We start from the raw sequence: 23310 nt of genomic DNA, 5'->3' as shown, positions 1-23310 counted from the left end.
TGTAGGAAAAGGGCTGCATGCGGTATCATACTCGCTTGATCAAAATTCAGAATAATACGAATAAATCACATAATTATCCGCACCATCGGCCTATGGGAACCGCAACCCATGGGCGGTAGCGTGCCTGAAGGCCCAACAATGACAAACGATACTGATAACTACGACCCTCAACGGCATTCGGATTACCAAGACGACGAAATTGACCTGCGCGAGCTGTTTGGCATTATTTGGCAGGGCAAATGGTGGATTATCGCCATTACTTTTATATTCGCAGTGGGCTCGGTTATTTACTCGTTAAGCCTGCAGAATATTTATAAATCGGAAGCGACATTGGCACCGACGGAGGAAGCCAGTGGTGGGGGCTCTCACAAATGGCCGGGCAGCTAGGTGGCCTGGCGAGCTTAGCCGGCGTTAATCTCGGTGGCGGCAATACCGATAAAACTACAATTGCCCTCGAAATTTTAAAGTCTCGCGCCTTTATAAAAAGCTTTGTTGAAAAATACGATATTTTGCCGGAACTTATGGCAGTGGAAGAATGGAACCGTGGCACCGGCATTGTATTTAACAACGAACTTTATAACCCCGACACCAAAAAGTGGGTAAGAGAAGTCGAACCCCCTAAGCAACCAGCACCATCAAGTTGGGAATACGTAAAAGTATTCAGAGACCAAGTGCTGCAAGTGACTAAAGACGAAACAACCGGCCTTGTAACAATAGCAGTAAACCATCAGTCTCCAGGAGTAGCCGAGCAGTGGGTAGGGTGGCTTATTGAGGAAATTAACAATCACATGCGTGAACGTGACATTCAGGAAGCACAGAGAAGCTTGGAGTACTTAGACAAAGAATTGCAGAGCACATCGTTAAGTGATATGCAGCAGGTATTCTACGAGTTAATAGAAAAACAAACGCAGACTATCATGCTGGCGAATGTACGCCCTGAGTACATTTTCCAAACGCTAGACCCTGCCGTGGTGCCAGAGCAAAAAGCGAAGCCATCACGCGCTCTGATATGCATTATTGGTACCTTCTTAGGCGGCTTTTTAAGTGTCGGCTTTGTGTTAATCAAAAATATATTTAGAAAAAACGGCGAAAAGTAAGGTCGTTTTTGCAAACTTGTAATAGTTTGATCTTTTAAAAAGTTTCTATTTAATGACTAAGAGTCAATAAGTTAGAGTTTTTAAGCAATAAGTCTTATCCATTTTTTAACTAAGTGGTAATCCTGTGAAAGATTTCAAAAATGAATTAGTTGAGTTATTAAACAATAAAAAGGCCAAGATAGGGATCTTAGGTTTAGGTTACGTAGGTCAACCGTTAGCACTTCGCTATAGCGCGTTAAATTACAAAACGATTGGTTTTGATGTTGATGAAACAAAAGTTGCTGAACTTAACACTGGTCATAGCAGTATCGAACATATCTGTGATGATACGGTGAAAGCGGCGATTGAAAATGGTTTTGAGGCTACAACCAACTTTGATCGAGTGACAGAGTGTGATGCGCTTATTCTTTGTGTCCCTACACCACTGAACAAATATCGCGAACCGGATATTAGCTTTGTAACTCGTACTACAGATATGATGGCTCCTTATTTGCGAGAAGGTCAGATCGTATCGTTAGAAAGTACGACCTATCCGGGAACAACTGAAGAAGAGCTTTTGCCAAGGATTCAGCACAATGGTTTAAAAGTCGGAGAAGACATATTCTTAGTATACTCACCTGAGCGAGAAGACCCAGGTAACCCGCACTTTAATACACAGACGATTCCTAAAGTGGTTGGTGGTCATACATCCGAGTGCAGAGAAGTTGGGGTAGCGCTTTATGAGCAAGCTATCGATAAAGTTGTACCCGTGAGCTCAACAAGAGCTGCTGAATTGACAAAGCTTTTGGAAAACATTCACCGTGCGGTTAACATCGGTTTAGTCAATGAAATGAAAATTGTCGCTGATAGTATGGGGATTGATATTTTCGAAGTGGTCGATGCTGCTGCAACTAAACCATTTGGTTTTACTCCATACTACCCAGGACCTGGGTTAGGTGGTCACTGTATTCCTATCGACCCATTCTACTTAACCTGGAAAGCAAGAGAGTACGGTTTAAATACACGTTTTATAGAGCTTTCAGGTGAAGTCAACCGTGCTATGCCGGAATATGTAGTTAACAAATTGATGGATGGGTTAAATAAACATCAAAAATCATTGAATGGTAGCCGAGTTTTGGTCTTAGGTATTGCATACAAGAAAAACGTAGATGACATGCGTGAGTCTCCGTCGGTTGAAATTATGGAACTCATCCGAGATAAAGGCGCAGAAGTTTCTTACAGCGACCCCCACGTACCAACTTTCCCTAAAATGCGTGAACACAGTTTTGATTTACATAGCACCGAGTTGACTCCAGAGAGCTTGAACAATTTTGATGCAGTTATTTTGGCTACTGATCACGAAAAATTTGATTATGATCTTATATATGAAAACTCGCAGATAATTATTGACTCGCGTGGCAAGTATAGAGGCAAAAACGGAAAGGTGATTAAAGCGTAATGACTGATTCAAACACGAATAAGAACTTCGCTCTTGTAGGTGCAGCGGGCTATATAGCCCCCCGTCACATGAGAGCTATCAAGGAAACCGACAATACCTTGAGTATCGCTTATGACATTAACGACTCTGTTGGTGTGATTGACAGTATTTCTCCACAAAGTGAGTTTTTTACTGACTTTGAACGTTTTTATGAGCACGCTTGGCAGTTAAAGCGTAACAGCAGTACAAAGCTGGATTATGTATCGATATGCTCTCCAAACCACATGCATGCTTCGCATATAGCCGCCGGTTTACGTTTAGGTTGTGATGTTATTTGCGAAAAGCCTTTGGTTCCAACGAGTGACGATTTAGATGAATTAGAGCTAGTTGAGGAAGAAACAGGCAAGAAAGTTTATAACATTCTTCAGCTACGCCATCACCCGGCAATTGTTGAATTACGGGATAAGGTGGCTAATTCAAAGCAAAGTAAAAAGCATGAAGTTGAACTGACTTATATCACATCCCGTGGTAAATGGTATCTTGAGAGTTGGAAAGGCGATCCAAGGAAATCGTTTGGTGTAGCAACCAACATTGGAGTGCATTTTTTCGATATGCTGCATTTCATTTTTGGGAAGTTACAGAAAAATGTGCTTCACTACACTGATGACCTGAAAGCATCTGGCTATTTAGAATATGAAAAAGCACGAGTCAAATGGTTGCTTTCTATCGATGCCAATGATTTACCGGACGAAATTAAAGGTGAAAAAACAACTTACAGAACCATTAATTGTGATGGTGACGAGTTAGAATTTTCAGGTGGTTTTACCGACCTTCACACAGTTAGTTATCAAGAGATATTAGCAGGTCGAGGCTATGGTATTAAAGATGCTCGGCATTGTGTGGAAACTGTAGAGCAAATTCGTACTCAGCAATTGCAATCTGCAAAAGCTAATGAAGCGCATCCTTTTCTGTCATCACTTCTTAAAAAGTAATACGCAGTATTCAAAGCGATCAGGTGCATACTATGAGTTATTACCAACATGAATCAGCAATTGTAGATGAGGGAGCTCAAATTGGCGAAGGTAGCCGTGTTTGGCACTTCGTGCATGTTTGCGGTGAAGCCCAAATCGGCAAAGGCGTTTCATTAGGACAAAACGTTTTCGTCGGTAACCGAGTGAAAATTGGAGATAACTGTAAAATACAAAACAATGTTTCGGTCTACGACAATGTGTATCTAGAAGAAGGCGTATTTTGTGGGCCCAGTATGGTTTTCACCAATGTGTATAACCCTCGTTCGCTGATAGAGCGCAAAGACGAATATAAGGACACTCTAGTTAAAAAAGGAGCTTCTTTAGGGGCTAACTGCACTATTGTCTGCGGTATTACTATCGGTGAGTACGCTTTTATTGGCGCTGGAGCCGTTGTGAACAAAGATGTACCTGCTTACGCACTTATGGTTGGGGTACCAGCCAAACAAATAGGCTGGATGAGTGAACATGGGGAACAATTAAGTTTGCCATTGACCGGCGAGGCGAAAGCTCTCTGTTCTCATACCGGCGCTACCTATATATTAAATGGGCAAACCGTCAGTAAAGAAGGTTAACGAGAATGCAGTTTATTGATTTAGCCGCTCAACAGGCAAGAATTAAAGACAAAATTGATGCAGGTATTGCACGTGTCTTAGAACATGGTAAGTACATTTTGGGTCCTGAAGTACAAGAGCTCGAAGAAAAGTTAGCGGATTATACCGGTGCAAAATATTGTATTACCGTTGCAAACGGTACCGATGCTCTTCAAATTGCGCAAATGGCTTTGGGCATAGGACCCGGCGACGAAGTTATTACGCCAGGTTTTACTTATATTGCAACGGCAGAAACAGTGGCCTTATTAGGCGCAAAGCCGGTTTATGTTGATATTGACCCTAAAACTTACAATATTGACCCAGAGCTCATCGAAGCTGCTATTACTGAAAAAACTAAAGCGATTATTCCTGTATCTCTATATGGGCAACCTGCAGACTTTGCTCGCATTAACGAAATAGCAAAGAAGTATAATATTCCGGTTATTGAAGATGGTGCACAAAGCTTTGGCGCAACTTATAAAGGCAGAAAATCTTGTAACTTAAGTACAATAGCTTGTACTAGCTTTTTCCCGAGTAAACCTTTAGGTTGCTATGGTGATGGTGGAGCTATTTTTACTAATGATGACGACTTAGCAACGATTATGCGCCAGATAGCACGTCATGGGCAAGATCGGCGCTATCATCATGTCAGAGTCGGGGTAAACAGTCGCTTGGATACTCTTCAAGCGGCTATTTTGTTACCGAAACTGGATATCCTTGATGATGAAGTTAGGTTGCGAAACGAAGTGGCAAGTCACTACACCGAATTATTAAATAGCCACGGTATTGACACTACACCATTTATTCAAGAAGGGAATGTGTCGGCTTGGGCGCAGTTTACGATTCAAGTTGATGAGCGTGAATTATTGCAGGATAAGCTACAAACGGCCGGTATTCCAACAGCAGTTCATTACCCAATACCACTTAATAAGCAGCCCGCAGTGATCGATAGCACTACGAAATTGATTGTTGGAGACGAAACGTCGCAGAAAGTTTTAAGTTTACCAATGCATCCCTATTTCTCTGAGTCTGATTTAATTAAGGTTTGCACTGCATTGGTAGAATAATTTTATAACTGTTAACTGGATATGTTATGACTTTAGATGTATTTAAAAATAAAAAATGTATTGTGACAGGAGGGGCTGGATTTGTTGGCTCTCATATATGCGAGCGTTTAGTTAGTTTAGGCGCTGAGGTAATTGCTTTAGATGATCTCTCGGCGGGCAAAGAAAAGAATGTCGCTTTTCTAAATAAACACAAAAACTTTACACTGGTTAAAAAGTCGATTAACGATACAGAAGGGATGGATACTCTTTTCGAAGGCTGCTATGCGGTATTTAACAATGCAGCGTCGAAAAAGAATGTTTGCTTAGTCGATCCTCAGAAAGATCTTTTCGTTAACGGCGGTGGAACTCTAAACATGCTCGAGCTTGCAAAGAAGCATAATGTAGAGCGCTTTATACATGCTTCCACTGGTTCTGTATACGGAGAGCCGAAGATATTTCCAACCACTGAAGAGCATCCACTAAGGCCTGTATCTTACTATGGAGTTTCTAAGCTAGCTGGTGAGCGTTACGTCGATACATTTAATCAGCTATATGGCATGAAGACTACTATCTTGCGATACTTCCATGTATACGGCTCTCGTCAAGAGTCAAATGAATTTGGTGGCGTAGTTTCCATTTTTATAAAGAATATTATGGAGAATAAACCATTATACGTTAACGGTGATGGAGAGCAGATGAGGACATTTACGTGGGTCAAAGACCTGGTGGATGCAAATATTTCAGCTGCCCTAAGCGAGAGAAGTGTAGGAGAGGTCTATAATGTAGCGTCAAGTATTCAAGTTACTATCAATAGCCTTGCTGAAAATATACGCGAGATGATGGGGGCAGACGTAGAAATTATTCACAATGAACCTCTGTTAGGTGATATTAAATATTTTAATGTAAGTAATGATAAGATTGTGAATGACTTAGGGCTTAGTTTTACTAAAGACCTTTGGGGCACGCTGAACGCTACGTTAGATGAGGTTATAGAGAGTATTAAATGAGCCTCCTGAAACGATTCAGTGGCGATATTTTATTATATGGTGCAGGGGTGGCTGTAACAAAGTCACTAACGATAGTGATGCTACCCTTGTTGACCTCTTATTTAACTGTGGAGCAAGTTGGCATGGTAGAGCTTGGTCTAGCTCTATCAACCGTATTATTGCTTTTTATTCTATTAGGTGTTGATACTGGTTTAACTTTTTTTTATTGGGATGAAAAAAGTACAATAGGGAAAAGTAGTTATATTACTAGCTCTTTCTTAATTATTATTATAGCGGCTGCACTGATAAGCATACTTCTCATTTATCTGAAAAAACCTCTAGAAAGTCTCTATTTTAAAAGTGAGACTACGAGCTTTTTTTATATGTTAATAGTTTCTTTAGTGGCTCAGGCGTTTTTTAATATGTCAAATAAAGTCCTAAGAATAAAAAGATTGGTGAAGCAATATAATGTAATTATTATTGTAAACTCCGCTCTTTTTCTGGTTCTCTTATTTTTTGTTCTTAAAAAAGAACAAAGTGTGGAAAGCTTCTTTATAGCAAAGTCTATCAGTTACGTTGTTGCGTTTTTGCTTTCTATTTACCTGATTCGTGCGTCTCTTATTTCCTTTCCAGACCTGAATAGAGCGAAACAGTTAATTAGCTATAGCCTGCCGCTTTTACCGTTCGCAGCAACATCTGCTGTGATGACCGTTTTAGATAAATTCTTCGTAAATTACTTTTTAGACATCTCGGATGTTGGCGTCTACTCCGTTGGCGCAAAAGTTGGTGGTGCAGTTATTCTGCTTATCGCAGCGTTCTCAATGTCTTTTGGACCATTTGCAATGTCCATCAAAGAACGAAAAGAAGCGAAAGGAATATATGCAAGAATTTTCCTTATCTACCTATCTATAATGCTCGGTTCAGTCTTAGGATTAGCGACTGTTGATGACTGGCTTCTGGGAGTTCTTACAAGAAACCAAGATAGTTACTCTAACTCAATTACGGTGATTACTCCAATAGCACTGGGGTTAGTTATACACAGTTTTTTTTCTCAACTAGGAATAGGACTCAATATTACGAAGAATAATCACTTTTTCTTTTATGGATCGATTGTATCATTAGGGATTAACATAGTTCTTAGCCCTTTCTTTATAACTTCATTCGGTGTTATAGGTGCGGCATACTCTACGCTTATCTCCTATCTTATAGTAACGTTCTGGATTTACTTTATATCAAGAAAGAAATACCCGATTCCTTACTCTCTATCTAAGATACTTCTCGTGTCGCTTATATTTATCATTTGTTATTCTATAATGGTCAGCAACTTTCTATATCATACGAGCTTTATTAAGGATTTAATCGTAGTCTTAATTTATTTTTCTGCCATATCCCCTATTTTATATAGCGTATTTAAAAATGAGAAAAGCAACTAAGAAAATAATGGTAAGGATTGTTCGGGTTCTATATTTAGCTACTCGAAACTGGGACTATGATTATATGCAAACTTTAAGACCTAATTTGATTAGGTTTCTTGGGGCAATAGTTGGAAGTAACGTAAAGATCAAGTCTGGAGTATTAATTGAGTATCCAGATAAGTTGATAATCGGAAATAATGTATCGCTTCAACATAATTGCTTTTTGTCTGCATACGGTCAACTAGAGATAGGCAGCAATGTTTCTATAGCTCACGGTGTTTCTATATTAACCTCAACTCATAAGTATGACTCGGATGAGATAATAAGGAATAATAAACTGATTAAATCACCTGTTAAGATTGGTAATAATGTCTGGATAGGAATGAAAGCATCTATTTTATCTGGTGTAACTATAGGTGATGGATGTGTTGTGGGAGCTCATTCATTAGTAACACGTAGTTTTAACGAAAATACTGTTATTGCGGGTATTCCCGCTAAGTTAATAAAAGAGAGACTTTAACTCCAATGAAAATTTTGCACTTACCAACGTCAGTTGGTAATCATGGATATAGTTTGGCTTGCGCGGAACGGCGGGCTGGTCATGATAGTCATTCATTGGTTATAGATAAAAACCCGTTAGGGATGAAAGCGGATGAATTGGTAGTACTTCCTAAAAGTAGACTGAAAAATGTTTTAAAGAGAATTAAAACGTTTTATCAAGTTTCATCTAAATTTGATATATACCATTTTAATTTCGGGCAGACTCTTTTGGATTTTCCATCGTATGGGCTAGATTATTTAGACCTACCATTTTATCGAGGTCACAAGTTCGCGACCTTCAACGGCAGTGATATAAGGCAACCAGTCGATAAATCAATAAACCCTTTCAGCCCTTACCTTAAAGATGTCGAAGATAGGACTTCCTATCTGAAAAGGCAAGAGCGAATAAATAAGCTTTTTAATAATATTGAATTCGCTTTTGTGCAGAACCCGGATCTTCTACGTTTTCTTCCGGAGGGACGCGCTGAATTTATACCTTACATCAAAGAAAGTTGGTTCGATTCTGATGGGCAGAAGAAGACAAAAAGAAATAGAAAATTTACTATAGTTCACGCGCCAACTAATAGAGAGGTAAAGGGGAGCAGGTACATAATCGAAGCCATTAGCAAACTAAAAGATGAGTTCGATATTGAATTCAGGCTGATAGAAAACATGACCCATTCTCAGGCAAAAGAGGCGTATAGAAACGCGGATCTGTTGATAGACCAAGTTAGGTTAGGTTGGTATGGTGGGGTGGCTGTCGAGGCTATGCGAATGGGCGTTCCTGTTGCTGTTTATATAAATGAGGCGGATTTGATTTATATTTCAGATGACATGAAAAGGGACATAGACGAAGCATTTTTGCGAGTAAACCCGACAAATATCTATGAAAGAATTGCGGAGGTCTTAGATAGTCCGTTGAAATATAATTATCTTGTTGATGCATCTCTAGACTATGTAAATACACATCACGACCCAGATAAACTCATAGAAAAGGTCTTGTTTAGGTATAGAATGAATTTGTAACTACTTTTATGGTTAATTAAACCAGTATAGCGTGGATTTATATATACTTAATTGTTTCATTTATTAGGTATGATTCACAGTAACCATATTTTTAATATATAAAATGTAGAGCAGTATATAGTCAAAATGAAGAGAGTACTGATAGTTGGATTGCCTTTTTTTCCAAAAAAATACGAATATGCTGTTTCAGCTTATAGAAAACTTGGTTGCAAGGTAAAAGTTTTACTTAATAAACGGAAAAATACTCACGAACAGGATAGCTTTGAGGACAATAGCTTGCTAAGTTATTCTAGTAACAACAATTTTCTAAGAATTAAGCAGTTTATCGTTGAAGTACTTCGTTTCAAACCAAGTAATATCGATTGCTACAACTACAGTATTCTTTCTGTGTTATATGTCCTTATTGCTCGAGCTTTCGGTATTAATGTTCGTTTTTGGATCATAGGGGGCGAGTTAGTTGGGGATACACAAAATGCTAACTCGAGTTCCTTTTTTGTACGTACCTATTCAAAACTCAAGAAATTCTTAACTTGGATTTGTTTAAGGTACAGCAACGTAATCTTTGCTAAAGAACTGCATCATGTAGAGTGTATTAGAAGCCATCTTCCAAAGGCGTTGAGTAAGGTTGTTCAAATACATAATTGTGTCCCGGTTCCAGCATATAGTTATAGTTCAATAGCTGGCGCAAAGCGAGATTTCTTGTATGCAAATGCAGTAGTAGAAAGACGTAATGTAATTTCGTTGCTCGATGCTCTGGCAAACCTTCGTACCGAAGGTATTCAATTTAAAGCTGCAATATACGGTTTTAACTCTATTTCGAATGAGGTGTATGCTCCTCGCGGTGTTCCTTATTCTGAAAGAGCTCTCTCACATTTTCATTATCTAAAACTTGAAAATTTCGTCGAGGTCAGAGGTTTTGTTAACGATGTGAACCAAGTTATGAAAGAATACAAGTTCTTTGTATTCCCTTCAGATGTAATACTCGCAAATTATGCTCTACTAGAATCAATGTCTCTCGGGTTGGTGCCGATAGTTTATCCCGGTAATGGTTACGAGTTACTTGTAGAAGATGGAGTTAATGGCTTCGTTGCATTTGACTACGATTTATCCAAAGCATTTAAGCGCGCACTTTCCTTGTCTAATGACGAATACATCAATATGTCTAAATCAGCGTATGACACAATATATAAGAACTTTTCTATGCAAGTGTGGCTGAGAAAATTAAGTAGTCATTTATATTAACTGGGTTGTTTTATGAGAATTTTGTTTGTTTTTGGTACTCGACCGGAAGCCATTAAAATGGGTCCACTAGTTTCTGCAATGGCTAAAGATAAAGCTTTCGAGGTAAAGGTTGCAGTAACTGCACAACATAGAGAAATGCTAGATCAGGTGCTTACCTTGTTCGATATAACTCCTGAGTATGATTTAAATATTATGCGAAGCGGCCAGGATTTATATGACGTCACCGCAAAAATCTTAGTTGGACTTAGAGACGCTCTTAAAGATTTCAAGCCTGACTTAGTATTGGTGCATGGCGATACTACTACTTGTTTTACCGCTAGTTTGGCTGCGTTTTATGAACGGGTAAAGGTGGGGCATATTGAAGCTGGACTGAGAACTGGAAACCTTTATTCTCCATGGCCGGAAGAGGCTAATAGGAAGCTAACGAGTGTCGTTACAGAGCTTCACTTTGCTCCTACGGAGGGCGCTAGGCAGAACCTTTTGGCTGAAGGCGTTAGAGATTCTAAAGTTTTTGTTACCGGAAACACGGTGATTGATGCGCTTTTCTCGATAAAGAATAGAGTCTTGAATGATGAAAAAGCGAAACTGGCTTTTGCACATGACTTTAGTTTTGTTGACCCGACTAAGAAAATGATTTTGGTTACAGGCCATCGTCGTGAAAGTTTTGGTCATGGCTTTGAGCGAATTTGTGCAGCTCTAAAAGATATTGCAAATGCTTATCCAGAAGTTCAAATAGTATACCCCGTTCACCTCAACCCCAATGTTGAAATTCCAGTTAAAAACTTGTTGGGTGATTTGAATAATGTCTTTTTAATTCCCCCTCAGGATTATTTGCCCTTTGTTTACCTGATGAATGCTAGTTATTTAATATTGACTGACTCAGGGGGGTGCAAGAGGAAGCTCCTTCTCTAGGTAAACCTGTGCTGGTAATGCGAGATACGACTGAGAGACCGGAAGCAGTAGATGCTGGAACGGTTAAACTGGTTGGTACTAATGTCGAAAAAATTATTGAGCAGGTAAGTCTTTTATTAAGTAATACTTCGGAGTATGAGGAGATGGCGAAGGCACATAACCCTTACGGTGATGGAATGGCTGTAGATCGAATTATTGATATTCTTAAAAAAGAACAATGGTAAGGAGCCAGAGCGTTGCGGCTCAAAACTTAGCTCATAAGAGACTAAACTAATGTTTTATGTGCTTTTGGTTACCAGCGCATTCTTTCTTCATCTGTGCGATAGAGATAGAGCTTCAACTCCTATATTTTATCTATTTTCGCTGTTCGTCTTGCTCATTACAGCTTTAAGAGGAAATGGCACGGGTTTAGCCGATTATGACGCATATATTAGAATTTATTCAGATATACTTGATTGGTATGACGTATTAAATCCAACTACTCATGTAGAAATAGGGTTTCGTGTCGTATCTTTCCTTGGTAACACATTTAATTTCGGCGGACAGTTCATAATCGTGTTTATGGCTCTCGCCTCTTTTATTCCGGTCGCTTTAGTAATAAAGAAATACTCACCATATAAGTTGCTGTCAATTGTTGTTTGGTTTCCATATATCATGTCAATGAATATGCAGTCATCACGAATTTCAGTAGCTGTTGGTTTCGGGGTTCTATTTTTCATTTGTTATTACCACAAGTATAGACTGCTATCGATACTCTGTTTTATACTTGCAGTTTCTTTTCATACCTCTTTAATTCTACTTGTTTGCACCTTCTTGACTCGCCTAAGGCTATCGGTTCTAGCTAGCACTTATTTCGTCATTTTGTTTCTATCATTTCTAATTGGTTTTTCAGTTATTTTTGCCTCTGTTTTAAGTCTAATAGGATTAGATGTCATTGCTGTTAAATTCTTAAGCTACGTTAATTCTGAACATTACGGATATCCAATGAGGGTTTACGACCCTCGTGTACTCATTTCTGTTTTTATGGTCGCGGCCATAATGTTACTTAATAACAAAATCACTAACCCATTTCATACATATTTATTTAAGTTGTTTGTTATAGGTTCAATGGTATTAGTAGCGTTTATGGATGTTACGATATTGGCTTGGAGATTAAGCTATATATTTTTAATAATCGGGGTGTTAGTTGTGCCGATTGTTTCTAAATACTTTTTGACACACTTGGTTAGAACTCAAAAATTAGCTTATTTAGCTTTCCCGGGCATGTATCTAGCCTTGGGTTTAATAATTGCGGTCGTTGCACAGCCATACATTCTATTTTTTGGTGGTATATGAAAAAAGTACTTATTGTTGATACTTCATACCCAATTAATAGCAGGACGAGTAAATTTCGTTCTTCTTTGGCTAAAGAATATGATGTTAACGTTTTAGCTTGGGACCGGAAAGGTACAGAAAGATCAAGTCCAAAAGGGTATACGCTATTTAAAATGCGCTCTGAGGTAGGGAATCGGTTGAAAAAGTTAATTCTTTTTCCTTTGTTCACCTTTTTCGGGTTAAAGGTCTTCTTAAAGTTTAAACCCGACATGTTATTTTTAAGTCACTGGGACTCCCTTTTCTTGGGGTGTTTAATGAAGATTCTTAGCCCTAAAGTAAAGTTAATTTATGACTGCTTGGATATGCCTGCAGCCAGTAACTCATACACCTTAAAGATTCTTCGGTGCTTAGAGTCCTTTTGTTTGAGGTTTACTGATTTAACTATCTTTGCATCTCGGTATTTTCCAGAATGTTATGATAAAAGGCTTTATAACATTGTTTTTGAGAACTACCCTTCGAAACTTTTACTTCAGAATAATTACGGTAAACCGGAATGGTATGAGCACGCAGAAAGCATGAAAGGTGCTGGAAAAACAGTTGTTTCCTGGGTAGGGGTGGTGCGTTATCCATCTGTCCTTAAGCGGCTTATAGAGTCTTTCGGTGAATTGGATATGCAGTTATTTGTCTTCGGTGATGGACCAAGTTTGGACTTCGCTAAGGAGCTGGTTGAGCAAAAGGAGCTCCGTGGTAAAGTCTCTTTTTGGGGAAGGTACAACCAGTGTGAGCTTCCTTACATCTACAAGGTTTCAGATTTTATTTGGGCTGCTTACCCCACAAACAATTTGAATGCCGTTTACGCAATATCTAATAAATATTTCGAATGCTCAATGTTTGATAGAATTCCAATTATATCATCACGAACTCGAATGGCAGATGACTTGAAGGTTAACTTTCCCGGAAACGTTATCTTAGTAGATGAGTTCGATGTTGAAGATATAAAGGGAAAGCTTGTTTTGGCAGAGTCTGGTGGATTCACTTTTAGGCGATATCAAGAAATTGAATTCTGGGAAGATCGGTCCGAAGAGCTAATGGACCAAATAAGAAGACTCTGAACAATAGCCAACAGCAGTTAAAAGTTCATTCATTTGTCCCATATTAAGTGGTCATAAAGATACGATAAGAGAGTGATATGTCTGTTTCCGTAATTATGCCTATGTTTAACAGCGGCCCGTTTATTGAAAATGCAATCCGATCCGTGTGTGAACAGACATATGACGATTGGGAGTTACTTGTAGTCGATGACTGTTCGAGTGACAACTCCGTTGAAGTGGTGAGGTCCCTTGCGGTGGATGAACACCGTATAAAAGTCATTTCACTGAATTCAAATGGCGGGGCAGCAGTTGCTCGAAATGAAGGGATTAAGGCTTCTTCCGGCAGATACATTGCCTTTCTGGATAGCGATGATCGGTGGGAACCGCGAAAACTAGAGAAACAAGTAGAATTTATGGAAGAGCGAGATATTGCTTTTTCACATACAGGCTTTAAACGCGTCGATTTAACTACCGATGCAATGTTGTCAGAATATATTCCACCAGAGTATTTAACCTACAAAGACATGCTTTACTCAAACCAGGTAGGCTGCTTAACTGCTATGTTTGATACTAAACAGGTTGGTCGGATTGCGATGCCTGATATTCGTAAGCGACAAGACTATGCTATGTGGCTTAAAATACTCCGAGAAGTCGGCTCTGTTTATGGACTGAACGAAGTACTCGCATCGTACACTGTTCGTAATGACTCGATCTCAAGTAATAAAATTTCCTTGTTGAAATACAACTATTCGGTTTTTCGAGACTGCGAGGGCTTCAGCGTTCCCGCGTCTTTATATTATTTGCTGGCAAATACTCTAATTCGCATAAAGCGGGGACGTTCTTAATGATTTTAATTACTGGCGGCCGAGGGTTTGTTGGAAGGCAGTTGATTAAATCTCTCCAAAAATCGGACAGTGAGTTTATTAGTTTGGTTAGGCACAGTAGTACCGATCTGGAGGCTTTCGAAGTCCCTATGCCTGAACGTCTTTCCTCAGAGTCGTTGCAGGCTCTGATCGGTGAACTAGGCTATAAAGTTGATTCAATAGTCCATTGCGCTGGGTTGGCTCATGGAAAAATGCCAAATGCAGATTACGAAGACTTTCGAGCCGCGAACGTTGTCTTAACTGAGGAACTTGCCAAGTTTTCTTTGGATATTGGTGCGAATAAGTTTATTTTTCTCAGTACTATAGGCGTTCATGGGCGGATCTCTGAGAAGTCTGTATCCGAACTTTCTTCTTTCTCTCCTTACGACTACTACTCTCGTTCAAAATTGGAAGCTGAAAAAAGCTTAGTTGAACTCTTTGATGGCGGTGGCCGGAGCAATGAACTGGTAATTATCCGGCCTCCGTTGATTGTCGGAAGCAACGCTCCTGGAAATTTTGGTAAATTAGTTAAGCTCTGTAGGTTACCAGTCCCGCTGCCGTTTGGCATGATCAAGAATAAACGCACAGTTTTGTCTATCGATAATTTGATCGACTTCATTCGTTATGCTGCAGAGACGCCCGTCGTATCTGGTGTATTTACTTTAGCTGACGATGATGTGGTATCGACTAAGGATATAGCTAAAGAGCTAAAGAGCTCCCTTGGTCGATCACCAATTATGGTTCCGGTGCCTGCTACAGTACTCAAAGTATTGTCATCATTATTGGGTAAACCCCAGTTTTATGAACAGTTATGTGAAGACTTAGTTATCGATAACACAAAAGCAAAGTCGCATGGTTGGCAGCCAGCTGTGACTTCAAGGGAAACATTAAGAGAAGCCGCTCGATTCTCTGTTGTCAGCCAAGAAAAGGAATAGGTAATGATTCGAACGCTAGATTTGGTGTTTTCACTATTAGGTTTAATAATTGGGTTGCCTGTCTTGTTAGCATTGTACGTAGTCGGGCTATTCGATACTGGCTCGCCAATTTTTCGACAGCAACGGGTAGGACGTTATAAAAAACCTTTTGTACTTATAAAGTTTCGTACGATGAGTAAAGACACCGCATCGGTAGCAAGTCACTTAGCAAGCTACTCATCAATTACAAAGTTTGGTCGCTTTTTGCGTAGAACGAAATTGGACGAACTGCCTCAGTTATGGAATGTGCTTAAAGGAGAGATGAGCCTGGTTGGTCCGCGTCCGGGCTTGTTTAATCAGGAGCAGCTTACACTAGAGCGTGAGAAAAGAGGTGTTTATGATGTTCGCCCTGGGATTACCGGCTTAGCCCAGCTCAACGATATTGATATGTCAACTCCTGAAAAACTTGCTCAAGTAGATGCGGAGATGATGAAGACAATGAGTTTGGTAAATTATTTTCGGTATATTTTTAAGACTGTTTGCGGCGGTGGTTCGGGTGATCGAATTATCAAATAAGACAGTTATTATCAGGGATAGAACTAGATGAAGTTTAGATCTGACATACAGATTCTAAGAGGAATTTCAGTACTGCTTGTTGTGCTTTTCCATCTTGGTTTTGATTTATTTAAAAGTGGGTTGTTGGGTGTTGATGTTTTTTTTGTCATTAGTGGTTTTTTGATGGCAGTTTTGTACAGCCCTTCTGACAACACTAAGTTTTTTCGACGAAGAGCTATCAGGCTCCTTCCGTCTTATTATGTGGCTATAGCTGCTACGGTTATATTTTCATTTCTCTTAACTACTAGAAGTGAAACTACACAGGTTGTTGAACAAGCTGTATGGGCTAGCTTCTTTGCATCGAACATTGGTTTCTGGTTAGAAAATTCATACTTTAACCAGAGTGCATTCAAACCACTTCTTCACCTATGGTCTTTAGGTGTTGAAATTCAATTCTATCTACTTGTTCCTTTTATTAGTTTTTTTATTAGAAAAAGTAAATGGTTACTGCCTTTTTTCTTGCTTAGCTCTTTAGCTCTCTGCTTTTGGGCAGTATCAGTTTCCCCTAAAACGGCTTTTTTTATCACCCCTTTTAGAATCTGGCAGTTTCTCATCGGGTACGGAATTGCTATGTATTTTACTAATGGAGGCAATGTACGTAGTAAAAAGTTTAGCTGGCTTGGAGGAATAGGGGTTCTCCTTTTGTTTCTTACCCCATTGGCTCCGCTAGAAGGAGAAAGTTTCTCGGCAATAAACGGTCATCCAGGGCTCATAGCTTTGATTATATCATGTTCGGTCGCATTAACGCTTATTTTTGGCCTACCGGAAGTTTTTGAAACCTCGTTTTTTGGGAAGATACTGGAAGTTTTGGGCAAATATTCTTATGCAATATATTTAACGCACTTCCCTATCATTGTTATTTATAACAGCGCCCCTTTTGAAGGCACTTATTATGGTGTGGACTCCTGGGTAGATCTTATTTTTCTGACTTTCTTTATAGGCCTGTTTTCTTATCTGCTATACAACTTCGCTGAACGAAAAAAATTGCCGAATGTATTAACTGAGCACTGGAAAAAAGCAACGCTGATGTCCGCCTTAGCTATTTTTTTCTTGGTTTTGGTTTTAAACTTTTTACAGGAAAAAAGTCTTTCGACTCAAGAACGCTTAATTTTCTCGGCTAGTGGTGATAGAGCCGAGTTTCGATGTGGAAGAGTGTTTCGGCTTTTAAACCCATCGGCTATGAGCTGCGAGCTAACAGGTCTGCCCGAGAGTGAGATTGCAGGTTCTATAATGCTAGCCGGTAATTCTCATGCTAACTCGATTAAAGAGTCATTTAGAAAGGCAGCTTTACTTAATGGCTATCACTTGTGGTTTTTTGTATCGAACTCAACAATGAACGTCGATGGTCCTTCTCCCCAAAAAATAGTTAATGAAGCGGTAAAGAAAGGTGTTTCAATTATTTACATTCACCAGTCGGCGATGGCATTTGATAAAGAAATGTTGAGAGCTTTACTGAGGTTATCCAAAGATAATGGAATTGACGTGGTGTATGTTGAACCAGTTCCTGTATGGAGAAGAGATATTCCAAAAGCGATGTATTACCAGGCAAAAAACCAAAATGCTGAGTTGGTTAAAACTATTGACCAATACTATGAAGAAAACGAGCAGATATTTTTAGCTCTTGAGCAGTTATCTGAATCGTTTTCCTTTTCACGTATCAAAACCAGCGCGTTACTATGTAAAGAAAATTGTATGTACAAACTAGATAATGGAAAGCCACTATATTTTGATAATCATCATCTGACCGAGACTGGAAGTTCGACCTTATACCCGTTAATAAGGAAAAAAGTAACCTCCTTCGGGCTTGACGCGGATAATGAATGAAATACTCACTTGAGTAATAGAGCGATATGAGTGGCACTTGCAAAAGAGTTTGAGACTATAAGCAAAGCGCAAACTCAATAAGCATAGCCCGCAAATTTGAAATGGGTAATTATTAATGAAAATAGCAGTGGCAGGTACCGGGTATGTTGGCTTATCGAATGCGATCCTTTTGGCGCAATATAGTGAGGTTTGGGCGGTCGATATTGTAAAAAGTAAAGTTGACCTTATTAACAACAACTGCTCGCCGATCGAAGATAAGGAGATCATAGAGTTTTTGCGTGAGAGGAGCTTGAATCTACAAGCCACCATGAGCGCCAAAGACGCTTACACCAATGCTGATTATGTGATTATTGCCACCCCTACCGATTATGATCCAGAAACTAATTACTTCAACACCAGTAGCGTGGAAGCGGTCATTGCGCAGGTTAACCAAATTAATCCTGACGCCGTTATGATTATTAAATCGACGATACCGGTGGGCTATACAGACATGCTGAAAGAAAAAATGGGTACTGAAAACATCATTTTTTCACCAGAGTTTTTACGTGAAGGCAAAGCGCTTTATGACAATTTGCACCCTTCCCGCATTATTGTTGGCGAACGCTCAAAACGTGCTGAAATATTCGCTGATCTCTTAAAGCAGGGGGCTATTAAAAAGGACGTACCAACGCTTTTTACTGATAGCACAGAAGCGGAAGCTATTAAACTTTTCGCGAATACCTATCTAGCTATGCGTGTTGCCTACTTTAATGAACTGGATACCTACGCTGAAGTTCATGGTTTAAGCACACGGCAAATTATTGAAGGGGTAGGGTTAGATCCCCGCATAGGTGACCACTATAACAATCCCAGCTTCGGTTATGGTGGTTATTGCTTACCAAAAGACACCAAGCAACTGCTAGCCAATTACCAAGACGTGCCGCAAAATATGATGCGAGCGGTGGTTGATGCCAACCGCACTCGTAAAGACTTTATCGCCGACAGTATTCTTGCACGCAAACCCAAGGTCGTTGGCATTTATCGTCTAGTGATGAAGCAAGGGTCGGATAATTTTCGCGCGTCTGCCATACAAGGCGTGATGAAACGTATTAAGGCGAAAGGTATTGAAGTGATTGTTTACGAGCCAGTGTTAGCTGAAGAGAAGTTCTACAACTCTCGTGTCGTCAGTGACTTTGATGCATTTAAAGCGGAAGCGGATGTGATTGTTTCAAATCGGATGACACCAGAACTTCAGGATGTCGTTGATAAAGTGTATACGAGAGACTTATTTGGAAGTGACTAGTAAATCAGTAGCGATTCATATACTACAAACGCTACCGTAGCTTTTTTAGAGGTTAGCTTATAAAATGCTGCGATTATTTAAATGCAAAATAAGCATGAGAAGAGAAAGGGGAAGCGCTTTGATTTCTTGGAAGTCTATCTTGTCGAGTATGATATTGCTCGCTGTTGTTGTAGCTATAGGTAATTCAGTTACAGTACATGCGCAGTCTATGCCGAGTCAGGCTCAAATTGAGCAATTAAAGAAACTTCCTCGTGCTCAGCAGGAAGCCCTTGCCAGACAATTTGGCATTGACCCCAGTATGCTCGATAGTTTGGATAGCTCCACTCCAACTTCCAGTAATAATAATCAGAAAAAAGAAGATATTGTTTTCCCGCGCGGTACTCGATTTGATAAAAACGGCGATCCGATCATTCCGGAAGACTTAGAAGCTCAGTTCACTCGCGACGACGATGAGTTAAAAGCCTTTGGCTATGACTTGTTTTCCGGCGAGCCAAAAACCTTCGCTCCTACCTCTTATGCACCGGTACCTTCCAGCTACATTATGGGCGTTGGCGATACTATTAAAATTCAGCTTTTTGGTAAAGAAAACCGCACCTATGACTTAATTATTGACCGAGAAGGTAAAGTGGTTATTCCTGACCTCGGTGAGCTGACGGTTGCTGGTTTAAGCTACACCTTAATGCAAGAGCTTATTCAAAACCAAGTCAAACAGCGGCTCATTGGTTTTAACGCAGCGGTGTCTATGGGCGAATTGCGCTCCATTCAAGTATTTCTTGCGGGTGAAGCCTATAAGCCGGGCTCTTATACCGTAAGCTCGCTGTCAACCATTAGCCAGGCCTTGTATGTAGCCGGCGGTGTGTCGGACATAGCGTCGCTACGTTCTATTCGATTAATGCGTGCGGGCGAAGTGATTGCCGACTTTGACTTGTACGACTTGCTGTTAAAAGGCGACGCGTCTGACGACAGAATACTGCAAAGTGGTGACGTTGTTTTCATTCCAGCGCGCGGCGATATGGTGACCGTTAAAGGTCAGGTAAAACGTCCAGCCCTATATGAGTTAAAAGGTGATGAAACGTTAAAAGATGCGTTGCGTTTTGCCGGTGGCAGTGAAGACGATGCCTATTTAGCATCAGCACAGCTTGAACGTATTGTTCGCGGACAGCGCGTTATTAGCACTGTTGATTTAACTGCTAACGCAGAGCTGAGTAAAAAGTTGAAAGGCGGTGATGTGCTGACGCTTCGCCAGGTATCAGAGTCGCTGAACAACAGTTTGTTGTTAGTCGGTGCGGTTACTCGCCCGGGGCATTACGAGTGGAAGCCGGGTATTCACATAAACGATATTTTATTAGACAGTCGTCAGGATTTGCTTGAACAAGCCGACTTAGGCTACGGTCTTGTCGTTCGAGAGACTGGGGCTAACAGAGACTTGAGCTTGTACCAATTTAATGTGGCAGAGGCTATTTCTGGTGTTGAAGGTGAGAACTTACAGCTACAAGAGCGCGATCAAATTGTTATTTTCAGCCGATACCAAACGAAAGCAGAAGAAAAACAGCAGCTGTCTCGTTTCACATTAACAGAGCAAGAACGTCAAGCTGAAGAGCGTCAGGAATTATTAAGTGATTACCGTCAGGCGTTTTTGAAAGACTTGGTAAAAGAGGCTAAAGCGTCAGAAGAGGAAGAGCGAGAGCAGCTAGCACAACAACAGCGCTTAACGCCGTTGTCTGAATTGTTTGGTTCTCCGGACGAAGACGATGTAGAAGTTGCGGAAGAGGACTTAGCGCTTTATTCACGGGATAAAATGCTGGAACCCATAATGCAGCGTATACAGCGTCAGCGCACACGCAATGGTAATACGCCGTTAGTATATGTGTCTGGTGAAGTGAACCATCCGGGTGTGTATCCGCTGGTAGAAAACGCCAGTGTGAGTCGCTTAATTGATGCTGCGGGTGGTATTAAAGACTCGGCGTATTTGCAGCGTGCTGAAATTACTCGCTTTGAGTTTAGTAAAGACACCACGCAAACGGATTACGTTACCGTTGCGTTAAACGACGTATTGCAAGGCACCATGGATGTGCCATTGCAAGGACGTGACCGTTTAAATGTGCTGAGTATTCCTGAATGGCAAAATACGTATGAAGTGACCTTGCGTGGTGAGGTTCGTTTCCCGGGAACTTACGCTATTAAACGTGGTGAAACGCTGACTCAGCTTATTGAACGCGCCGGAGGTTTTACTGAACATGCTTTTATAAAAGGGGCGGTGTTTACGCGCGAAGAGCTACGTGAGCAGGAAAAAGAGCGTAAAAAAATTCTGGCGCAAGAACTGCAGCGCGAGGTTGCCGGCAATATGCTGACGGGGACTGGTGATAGCCGAGTGTCATATGATGAAATGCGCACTTTACTTGCAGACCTTCTGGCAGCAGAACCGGTGGGGCGCTTAATTATGGACTTGCCGAAATTGTTAAGTGCAAATGGCGCTAATGATATTCAGCTAAAAGACGGTGATACGCTGCATGTGCCATCGCGCAAAGATTCCATTAGCATTATGGGTGAAGTGCAGATGGCAACGTCGTACCGCTTTGACCCGGATGTGTCGGTGGAAGAGTACATCGATCGCAGTGGCGGAACCAAAGAGAAAGCGGATGAAGATCGCATTTATATTGTTAAAGCCAACGGTGCCATTGAACGATACGAAGGTGGTAGCAGCTGGTTTAGCTTTAGTGAGAGTTCTCAGCTAGGGCCGGGCGACGCTATTATTGTGCCAATGGACACAACTTATACTGAAAATTTAGAGTTGTGGTCTCAGGTCACCAGTATTTTGTATAACACGGCTGTGGCAGTGGCTGCCATTAACAGTATTTAACAAATTTTACTGAAAATTTAAAAATCTAGTTTGCATTTAGCAGCGTATAAACATACTATGAAAGTTGCTGTTAACTGGAGCGTTTTCAGTCTACAGCGATACATGTATCAATATCTCGGGAGTGAGGTTAATATTATGAAAACTTTAGCATTATCAGTTATTGCTGCGTTAGGTTTAGCGACTGCACCAGCAATGGCTCAAGAAGGTACTGCTGGTGAAGGCGCATCAGGTGCCGGCATCGGTGGCATGACAACTCAAGCAATGGTATTTGCTGGCGTTGCAGCAGCAGCAACGGTTGCCGTTGTTTCTGATAGCTCATCAAACCCAGCGGTTGATGACGACGATGATGACAACGGTGGTGAAAACCCAGATCCAATCGTGACAGTGACTGGTACAGGTACTAACACTTACACTATTACTATTCCAGCTCAGTAATAGGTTGATGTGTTGATTGCGAAGCGCTTCGCAGTGAACACGGTCTAAAAGCTGTGATAAAATACCGCCGTTTGGCGGTATTTTTTTATGCGCTGCGGTTTAACTTGTGAGACTTTTTATGATTCGGAACGGACTCTTTGCCGGTTTTTTTCTTATTTTAGCGGGCTGCACATCGGTTACGGACGAGGTTCGGGAAACGGTTGAGTATGCATTTAAGGACTCGGAGAACGCTGAGCTAAGCGCCGAGGAAATAGATAACTTTCCTTACACCTCCTTGTATGCTCAGTGGCAGGGAAAAGCCAGAAATTTGATTGTGTTAGGCTTTGTTGATGCACCGAAAAAATACCACTTTATTAGCGCAGAAAAAGAGACCCTTATTTGGGAGCATGGGCGAGTGACACGCACGCAAGGTCTTGATGATAATCTGCTGAGTATTTCCAATTTAACGAATGATCCACTGCGCTGCATTGTAACAACACCTCAGCGTTGCAATAACACTTGGCAGCGCGCTTATGATTTTCAGTTAGACGACGGCACCCGTGTTAGTCGATACGTGAAGTCGGCTTTTTCGGTGAAACAGCGTGAGCAGCTGGATATGCCTTATGGTCAGGCAACAGCGACTTTGGTTGAAGAGACGGGAGAGTTCCTATTAACCGGCGAGCGCTTTGTGAATCGATTCTGGGTGGAACAGGACGGTCATGTCATAAAAAGCGAGCAACGAATTATTCCCAGTAAACCGACATTAAACCTTACACAGGTCACCTGGATTGGTCGCACCAACAACTCAGAGTCAGCCCAATGAGTGATGTT

21 protein-coding genes and 1 pseudogene are annotated in these 23310 nt (G+C 40.7%); all 22 read left to right on the top strand.

All coding sequences use genetic code 11. The features are described from left to right. Positions 1 to 138 precede the first annotated feature (138 nt). Positions 139 to 387, top strand: coding sequence for a Wzz/FepE/Etk N-terminal domain-containing protein (locus CEW91_RS12475; RefSeq protein WP_332455488.1), 249 nt, complete (start codon positions 139 to 141; stop codon positions 385 to 387). Next, positions 372 to 1097, top strand: a complete 726-nt coding sequence (locus tag CEW91_RS09925; RefSeq protein ID WP_332455487.1) for a GNVR domain-containing protein — start codon at positions 372 to 374, stop codon at positions 1095 to 1097. Before CEW91_RS12475 ends, CEW91_RS09925 begins: the two co-directional genes overlap by 16 nt. Before the next feature lie 124 nt (positions 1098 to 1221). Further along, a complete protein-coding gene (locus tag CEW91_RS09920; RefSeq protein ID WP_088768804.1) occupies positions 1222 to 2535 on the top strand; it encodes a nucleotide sugar dehydrogenase in 1314 nt (437 codons plus the stop codon). Beyond that, a complete protein-coding gene (locus tag CEW91_RS09915; RefSeq protein WP_088768803.1) occupies positions 2535 to 3506 on the top strand; it encodes a Gfo/Idh/MocA family oxidoreductase in 972 nt (323 codons plus the stop codon). Before CEW91_RS09920 ends, CEW91_RS09915 begins: the two co-directional genes overlap by 1 nt. 32 nt (positions 3507 to 3538) lie before the next feature. After that, the gene (gene wbpD, locus CEW91_RS09910; protein WP_088768802.1) at positions 3539 to 4117 is read left to right on the top strand and encodes a UDP-2-acetamido-3-amino-2,3-dideoxy-D-glucuronate N-acetyltransferase; all 579 of its coding nucleotides are present in this window, start codon (positions 3539 to 3541) and stop codon (positions 4115 to 4117) included. A gap of 5 nt (positions 4118 to 4122) precedes the next feature. Then, a complete protein-coding gene (locus CEW91_RS09905) occupies positions 4123 to 5202 on the top strand; it encodes a DegT/DnrJ/EryC1/StrS family aminotransferase (protein WP_088768801.1) in 1080 nt (359 codons plus the stop codon). 26 nt (positions 5203 to 5228) lie between these two features. Next, entirely contained in the window at positions 5229 to 6188 is a 960-nt protein-coding gene (locus CEW91_RS09900) for an NAD-dependent epimerase/dehydratase family protein (protein ID WP_088768800.1), read from the top strand. Continuing rightward, positions 6185 to 7600 (top strand): lipopolysaccharide biosynthesis protein, encoded by a 1416-nt coding sequence (locus CEW91_RS09895; protein WP_088768799.1) that lies wholly within the window; start codon positions 6185 to 6187, stop codon positions 7598 to 7600. Before CEW91_RS09900 ends, CEW91_RS09895 begins: the two co-directional genes overlap by 4 nt. Then, positions 7584 to 8102, top strand: a complete 519-nt coding sequence (locus CEW91_RS09890; RefSeq protein WP_088768798.1) for an acyltransferase — start codon at positions 7584 to 7586, stop codon at positions 8100 to 8102. Before CEW91_RS09895 ends, CEW91_RS09890 begins: the two co-directional genes overlap by 17 nt. Positions 8103 to 8107: 5 nt before the next feature. Further along, positions 8108 to 9148 carry a glycosyltransferase family 1 protein gene (locus CEW91_RS09885; protein ID WP_088768797.1) on the top strand — a complete coding sequence of 347 codons (1041 nt, stop codon included), beginning with the start codon at positions 8108 to 8110 and terminating at the stop codon, positions 9146 to 9148. A 126-nt stretch (positions 9149 to 9274) separates the two neighbouring features. Next, entirely contained in the window at positions 9275 to 10390 is a 1116-nt protein-coding gene (locus tag CEW91_RS09880; protein ID WP_088768796.1) for a glycosyltransferase, read from the top strand. 12 nt (positions 10391 to 10402) lie between these two features. After that, positions 10403 to 11526 (top strand): annotated as a pseudogene (gene wecB, locus CEW91_RS09875) (non-hydrolyzing UDP-N-acetylglucosamine 2-epimerase). 49 nt (positions 11527 to 11575) lie between these two features. Next, on the top strand, positions 11576 to 12637 hold the full coding sequence (locus CEW91_RS09870; protein ID WP_088768795.1) for an EpsG family protein: 1062 nt from the start codon (positions 11576 to 11578) through the stop codon (positions 12635 to 12637). Continuing rightward, positions 12634 to 13728, top strand: coding sequence for a hypothetical protein (locus CEW91_RS09865; RefSeq protein ID WP_088768794.1), 1095 nt, complete (start codon positions 12634 to 12636; stop codon positions 13726 to 13728). The genes CEW91_RS09870 and CEW91_RS09865 overlap by 4 nt, the downstream gene beginning before the upstream one ends. A 77-nt stretch (positions 13729 to 13805) precedes the next feature. After that, entirely contained in the window at positions 13806 to 14552 is a 747-nt protein-coding gene (locus CEW91_RS09860) for a glycosyltransferase family 2 protein (protein WP_088768793.1), read from the top strand. After that, entirely contained in the window at positions 14552 to 15505 is a 954-nt protein-coding gene (locus CEW91_RS09855; RefSeq protein ID WP_088768792.1) for an NAD-dependent epimerase/dehydratase family protein, read from the top strand. Before CEW91_RS09860 ends, CEW91_RS09855 begins: the two co-directional genes overlap by 1 nt. 3 nt (positions 15506 to 15508) lie before the next feature. After that, the gene (locus CEW91_RS09850) at positions 15509 to 16060 is read left to right on the top strand and encodes a sugar transferase (RefSeq protein ID WP_088768791.1); all 552 of its coding nucleotides are present in this window, start codon (positions 15509 to 15511) and stop codon (positions 16058 to 16060) included. Positions 16061 to 16087: 27 nt separating this feature from the next. Further along, positions 16088 to 17923 (top strand): acyltransferase family protein, encoded by a 1836-nt coding sequence (locus CEW91_RS09845; protein ID WP_088768790.1) that lies wholly within the window; start codon positions 16088 to 16090, stop codon positions 17921 to 17923. 115 nt (positions 17924 to 18038) lie between these two features. Then, the gene (locus tag CEW91_RS09840) at positions 18039 to 19205 is read left to right on the top strand and encodes a nucleotide sugar dehydrogenase (RefSeq protein WP_088768789.1); all 1167 of its coding nucleotides are present in this window, start codon (positions 18039 to 18041) and stop codon (positions 19203 to 19205) included. 118 nt (positions 19206 to 19323) lie between these two features. After that, positions 19324 to 22065 carry an SLBB domain-containing protein gene (locus CEW91_RS09835; RefSeq protein ID WP_232506957.1) on the top strand — a complete coding sequence of 914 codons (2742 nt, stop codon included), beginning with the start codon at positions 19324 to 19326 and terminating at the stop codon, positions 22063 to 22065. 135 nt (positions 22066 to 22200) lie between these two features. Then, positions 22201 to 22500 (top strand): hypothetical protein, encoded by a 300-nt coding sequence (locus tag CEW91_RS09830; protein WP_088768787.1) that lies wholly within the window; start codon positions 22201 to 22203, stop codon positions 22498 to 22500. 118 nt (positions 22501 to 22618) lie between these two features. After that, positions 22619 to 23302 carry a YjbF family lipoprotein gene (locus CEW91_RS09825; RefSeq protein WP_088768786.1) on the top strand — a complete coding sequence of 228 codons (684 nt, stop codon included), beginning with the start codon at positions 22619 to 22621 and terminating at the stop codon, positions 23300 to 23302. Positions 23303 to 23310 lie beyond the last annotated feature (8 nt).

Source organism: Idiomarina piscisalsi (genome assembly GCF_002211765.1).
In the GTDB taxonomy this organism is placed as follows: domain Bacteria; phylum Pseudomonadota; class Gammaproteobacteria; order Enterobacterales; family Alteromonadaceae; genus Idiomarina; species Idiomarina piscisalsi_A.
This window is presented reverse-complemented; position numbering and strand designations above follow the sequence as displayed.

Bases quoted from the DNA above. Each gene is read 5' to 3' on its own strand.
- CEW91_RS12475 (WP_332455488.1), top strand. From the start codon at position 139: ATGACAAACGATACTGATAACTACGACCCTCAACGGCATTCGGATTAC.
- CEW91_RS09925 (WP_332455487.1), top strand. From the start codon at position 372: ATGGCCGGGCAGCTAGGTGGCCTGGCGAGCTTAGCCGGCGTTAATCTC.
- CEW91_RS09915 (WP_088768803.1), top strand. From the start codon at position 2,535: ATGACTGATTCAAACACGAATAAGAACTTCGCTCTTGTAGGTGCAGCG.
- wbpD (WP_088768802.1), top strand. From the start codon at position 3,539: ATGAGTTATTACCAACATGAATCAGCAATTGTAGATGAGGGAGCTCAA.
- CEW91_RS09905 (WP_088768801.1), top strand. From the start codon at position 4,123: ATGCAGTTTATTGATTTAGCCGCTCAACAGGCAAGAATTAAAGACAAA.
- CEW91_RS09900 (WP_088768800.1), top strand. From the start codon at position 5,229: ATGACTTTAGATGTATTTAAAAATAAAAAATGTATTGTGACAGGAGGG.
- CEW91_RS09895 (WP_088768799.1), top strand. From the start codon at position 6,185: ATGAGCCTCCTGAAACGATTCAGTGGCGATATTTTATTATATGGTGCA.
- CEW91_RS09890 (WP_088768798.1), top strand. From the start codon at position 7,584: ATGAGAAAAGCAACTAAGAAAATAATGGTAAGGATTGTTCGGGTTCTA.
- CEW91_RS09885 (WP_088768797.1), top strand. From the start codon at position 8,108: ATGAAAATTTTGCACTTACCAACGTCAGTTGGTAATCATGGATATAGT.
- CEW91_RS09880 (WP_088768796.1), top strand. From the start codon at position 9,275: ATGAAGAGAGTACTGATAGTTGGATTGCCTTTTTTTCCAAAAAAATAC.
- CEW91_RS09870 (WP_088768795.1), top strand. From the start codon at position 11,576: ATGTTTTATGTGCTTTTGGTTACCAGCGCATTCTTTCTTCATCTGTGC.
- CEW91_RS09865 (WP_088768794.1), top strand. From the start codon at position 12,634: ATGAAAAAAGTACTTATTGTTGATACTTCATACCCAATTAATAGCAGG.
- CEW91_RS09860 (WP_088768793.1), top strand. From the start codon at position 13,806: ATGTCTGTTTCCGTAATTATGCCTATGTTTAACAGCGGCCCGTTTATT.
- CEW91_RS09855 (WP_088768792.1), top strand. From the start codon at position 14,552: ATGATTTTAATTACTGGCGGCCGAGGGTTTGTTGGAAGGCAGTTGATT.
- CEW91_RS09850 (WP_088768791.1), top strand. From the start codon at position 15,509: ATGATTCGAACGCTAGATTTGGTGTTTTCACTATTAGGTTTAATAATT.
- CEW91_RS09845 (WP_088768790.1), top strand. From the start codon at position 16,088: ATGAAGTTTAGATCTGACATACAGATTCTAAGAGGAATTTCAGTACTG.
- CEW91_RS09840 (WP_088768789.1), top strand. From the start codon at position 18,039: ATGAAAATAGCAGTGGCAGGTACCGGGTATGTTGGCTTATCGAATGCG.
- CEW91_RS09830 (WP_088768787.1), top strand. From the start codon at position 22,201: ATGAAAACTTTAGCATTATCAGTTATTGCTGCGTTAGGTTTAGCGACT.
- CEW91_RS09825 (WP_088768786.1), top strand. From the start codon at position 22,619: ATGATTCGGAACGGACTCTTTGCCGGTTTTTTTCTTATTTTAGCGGGC.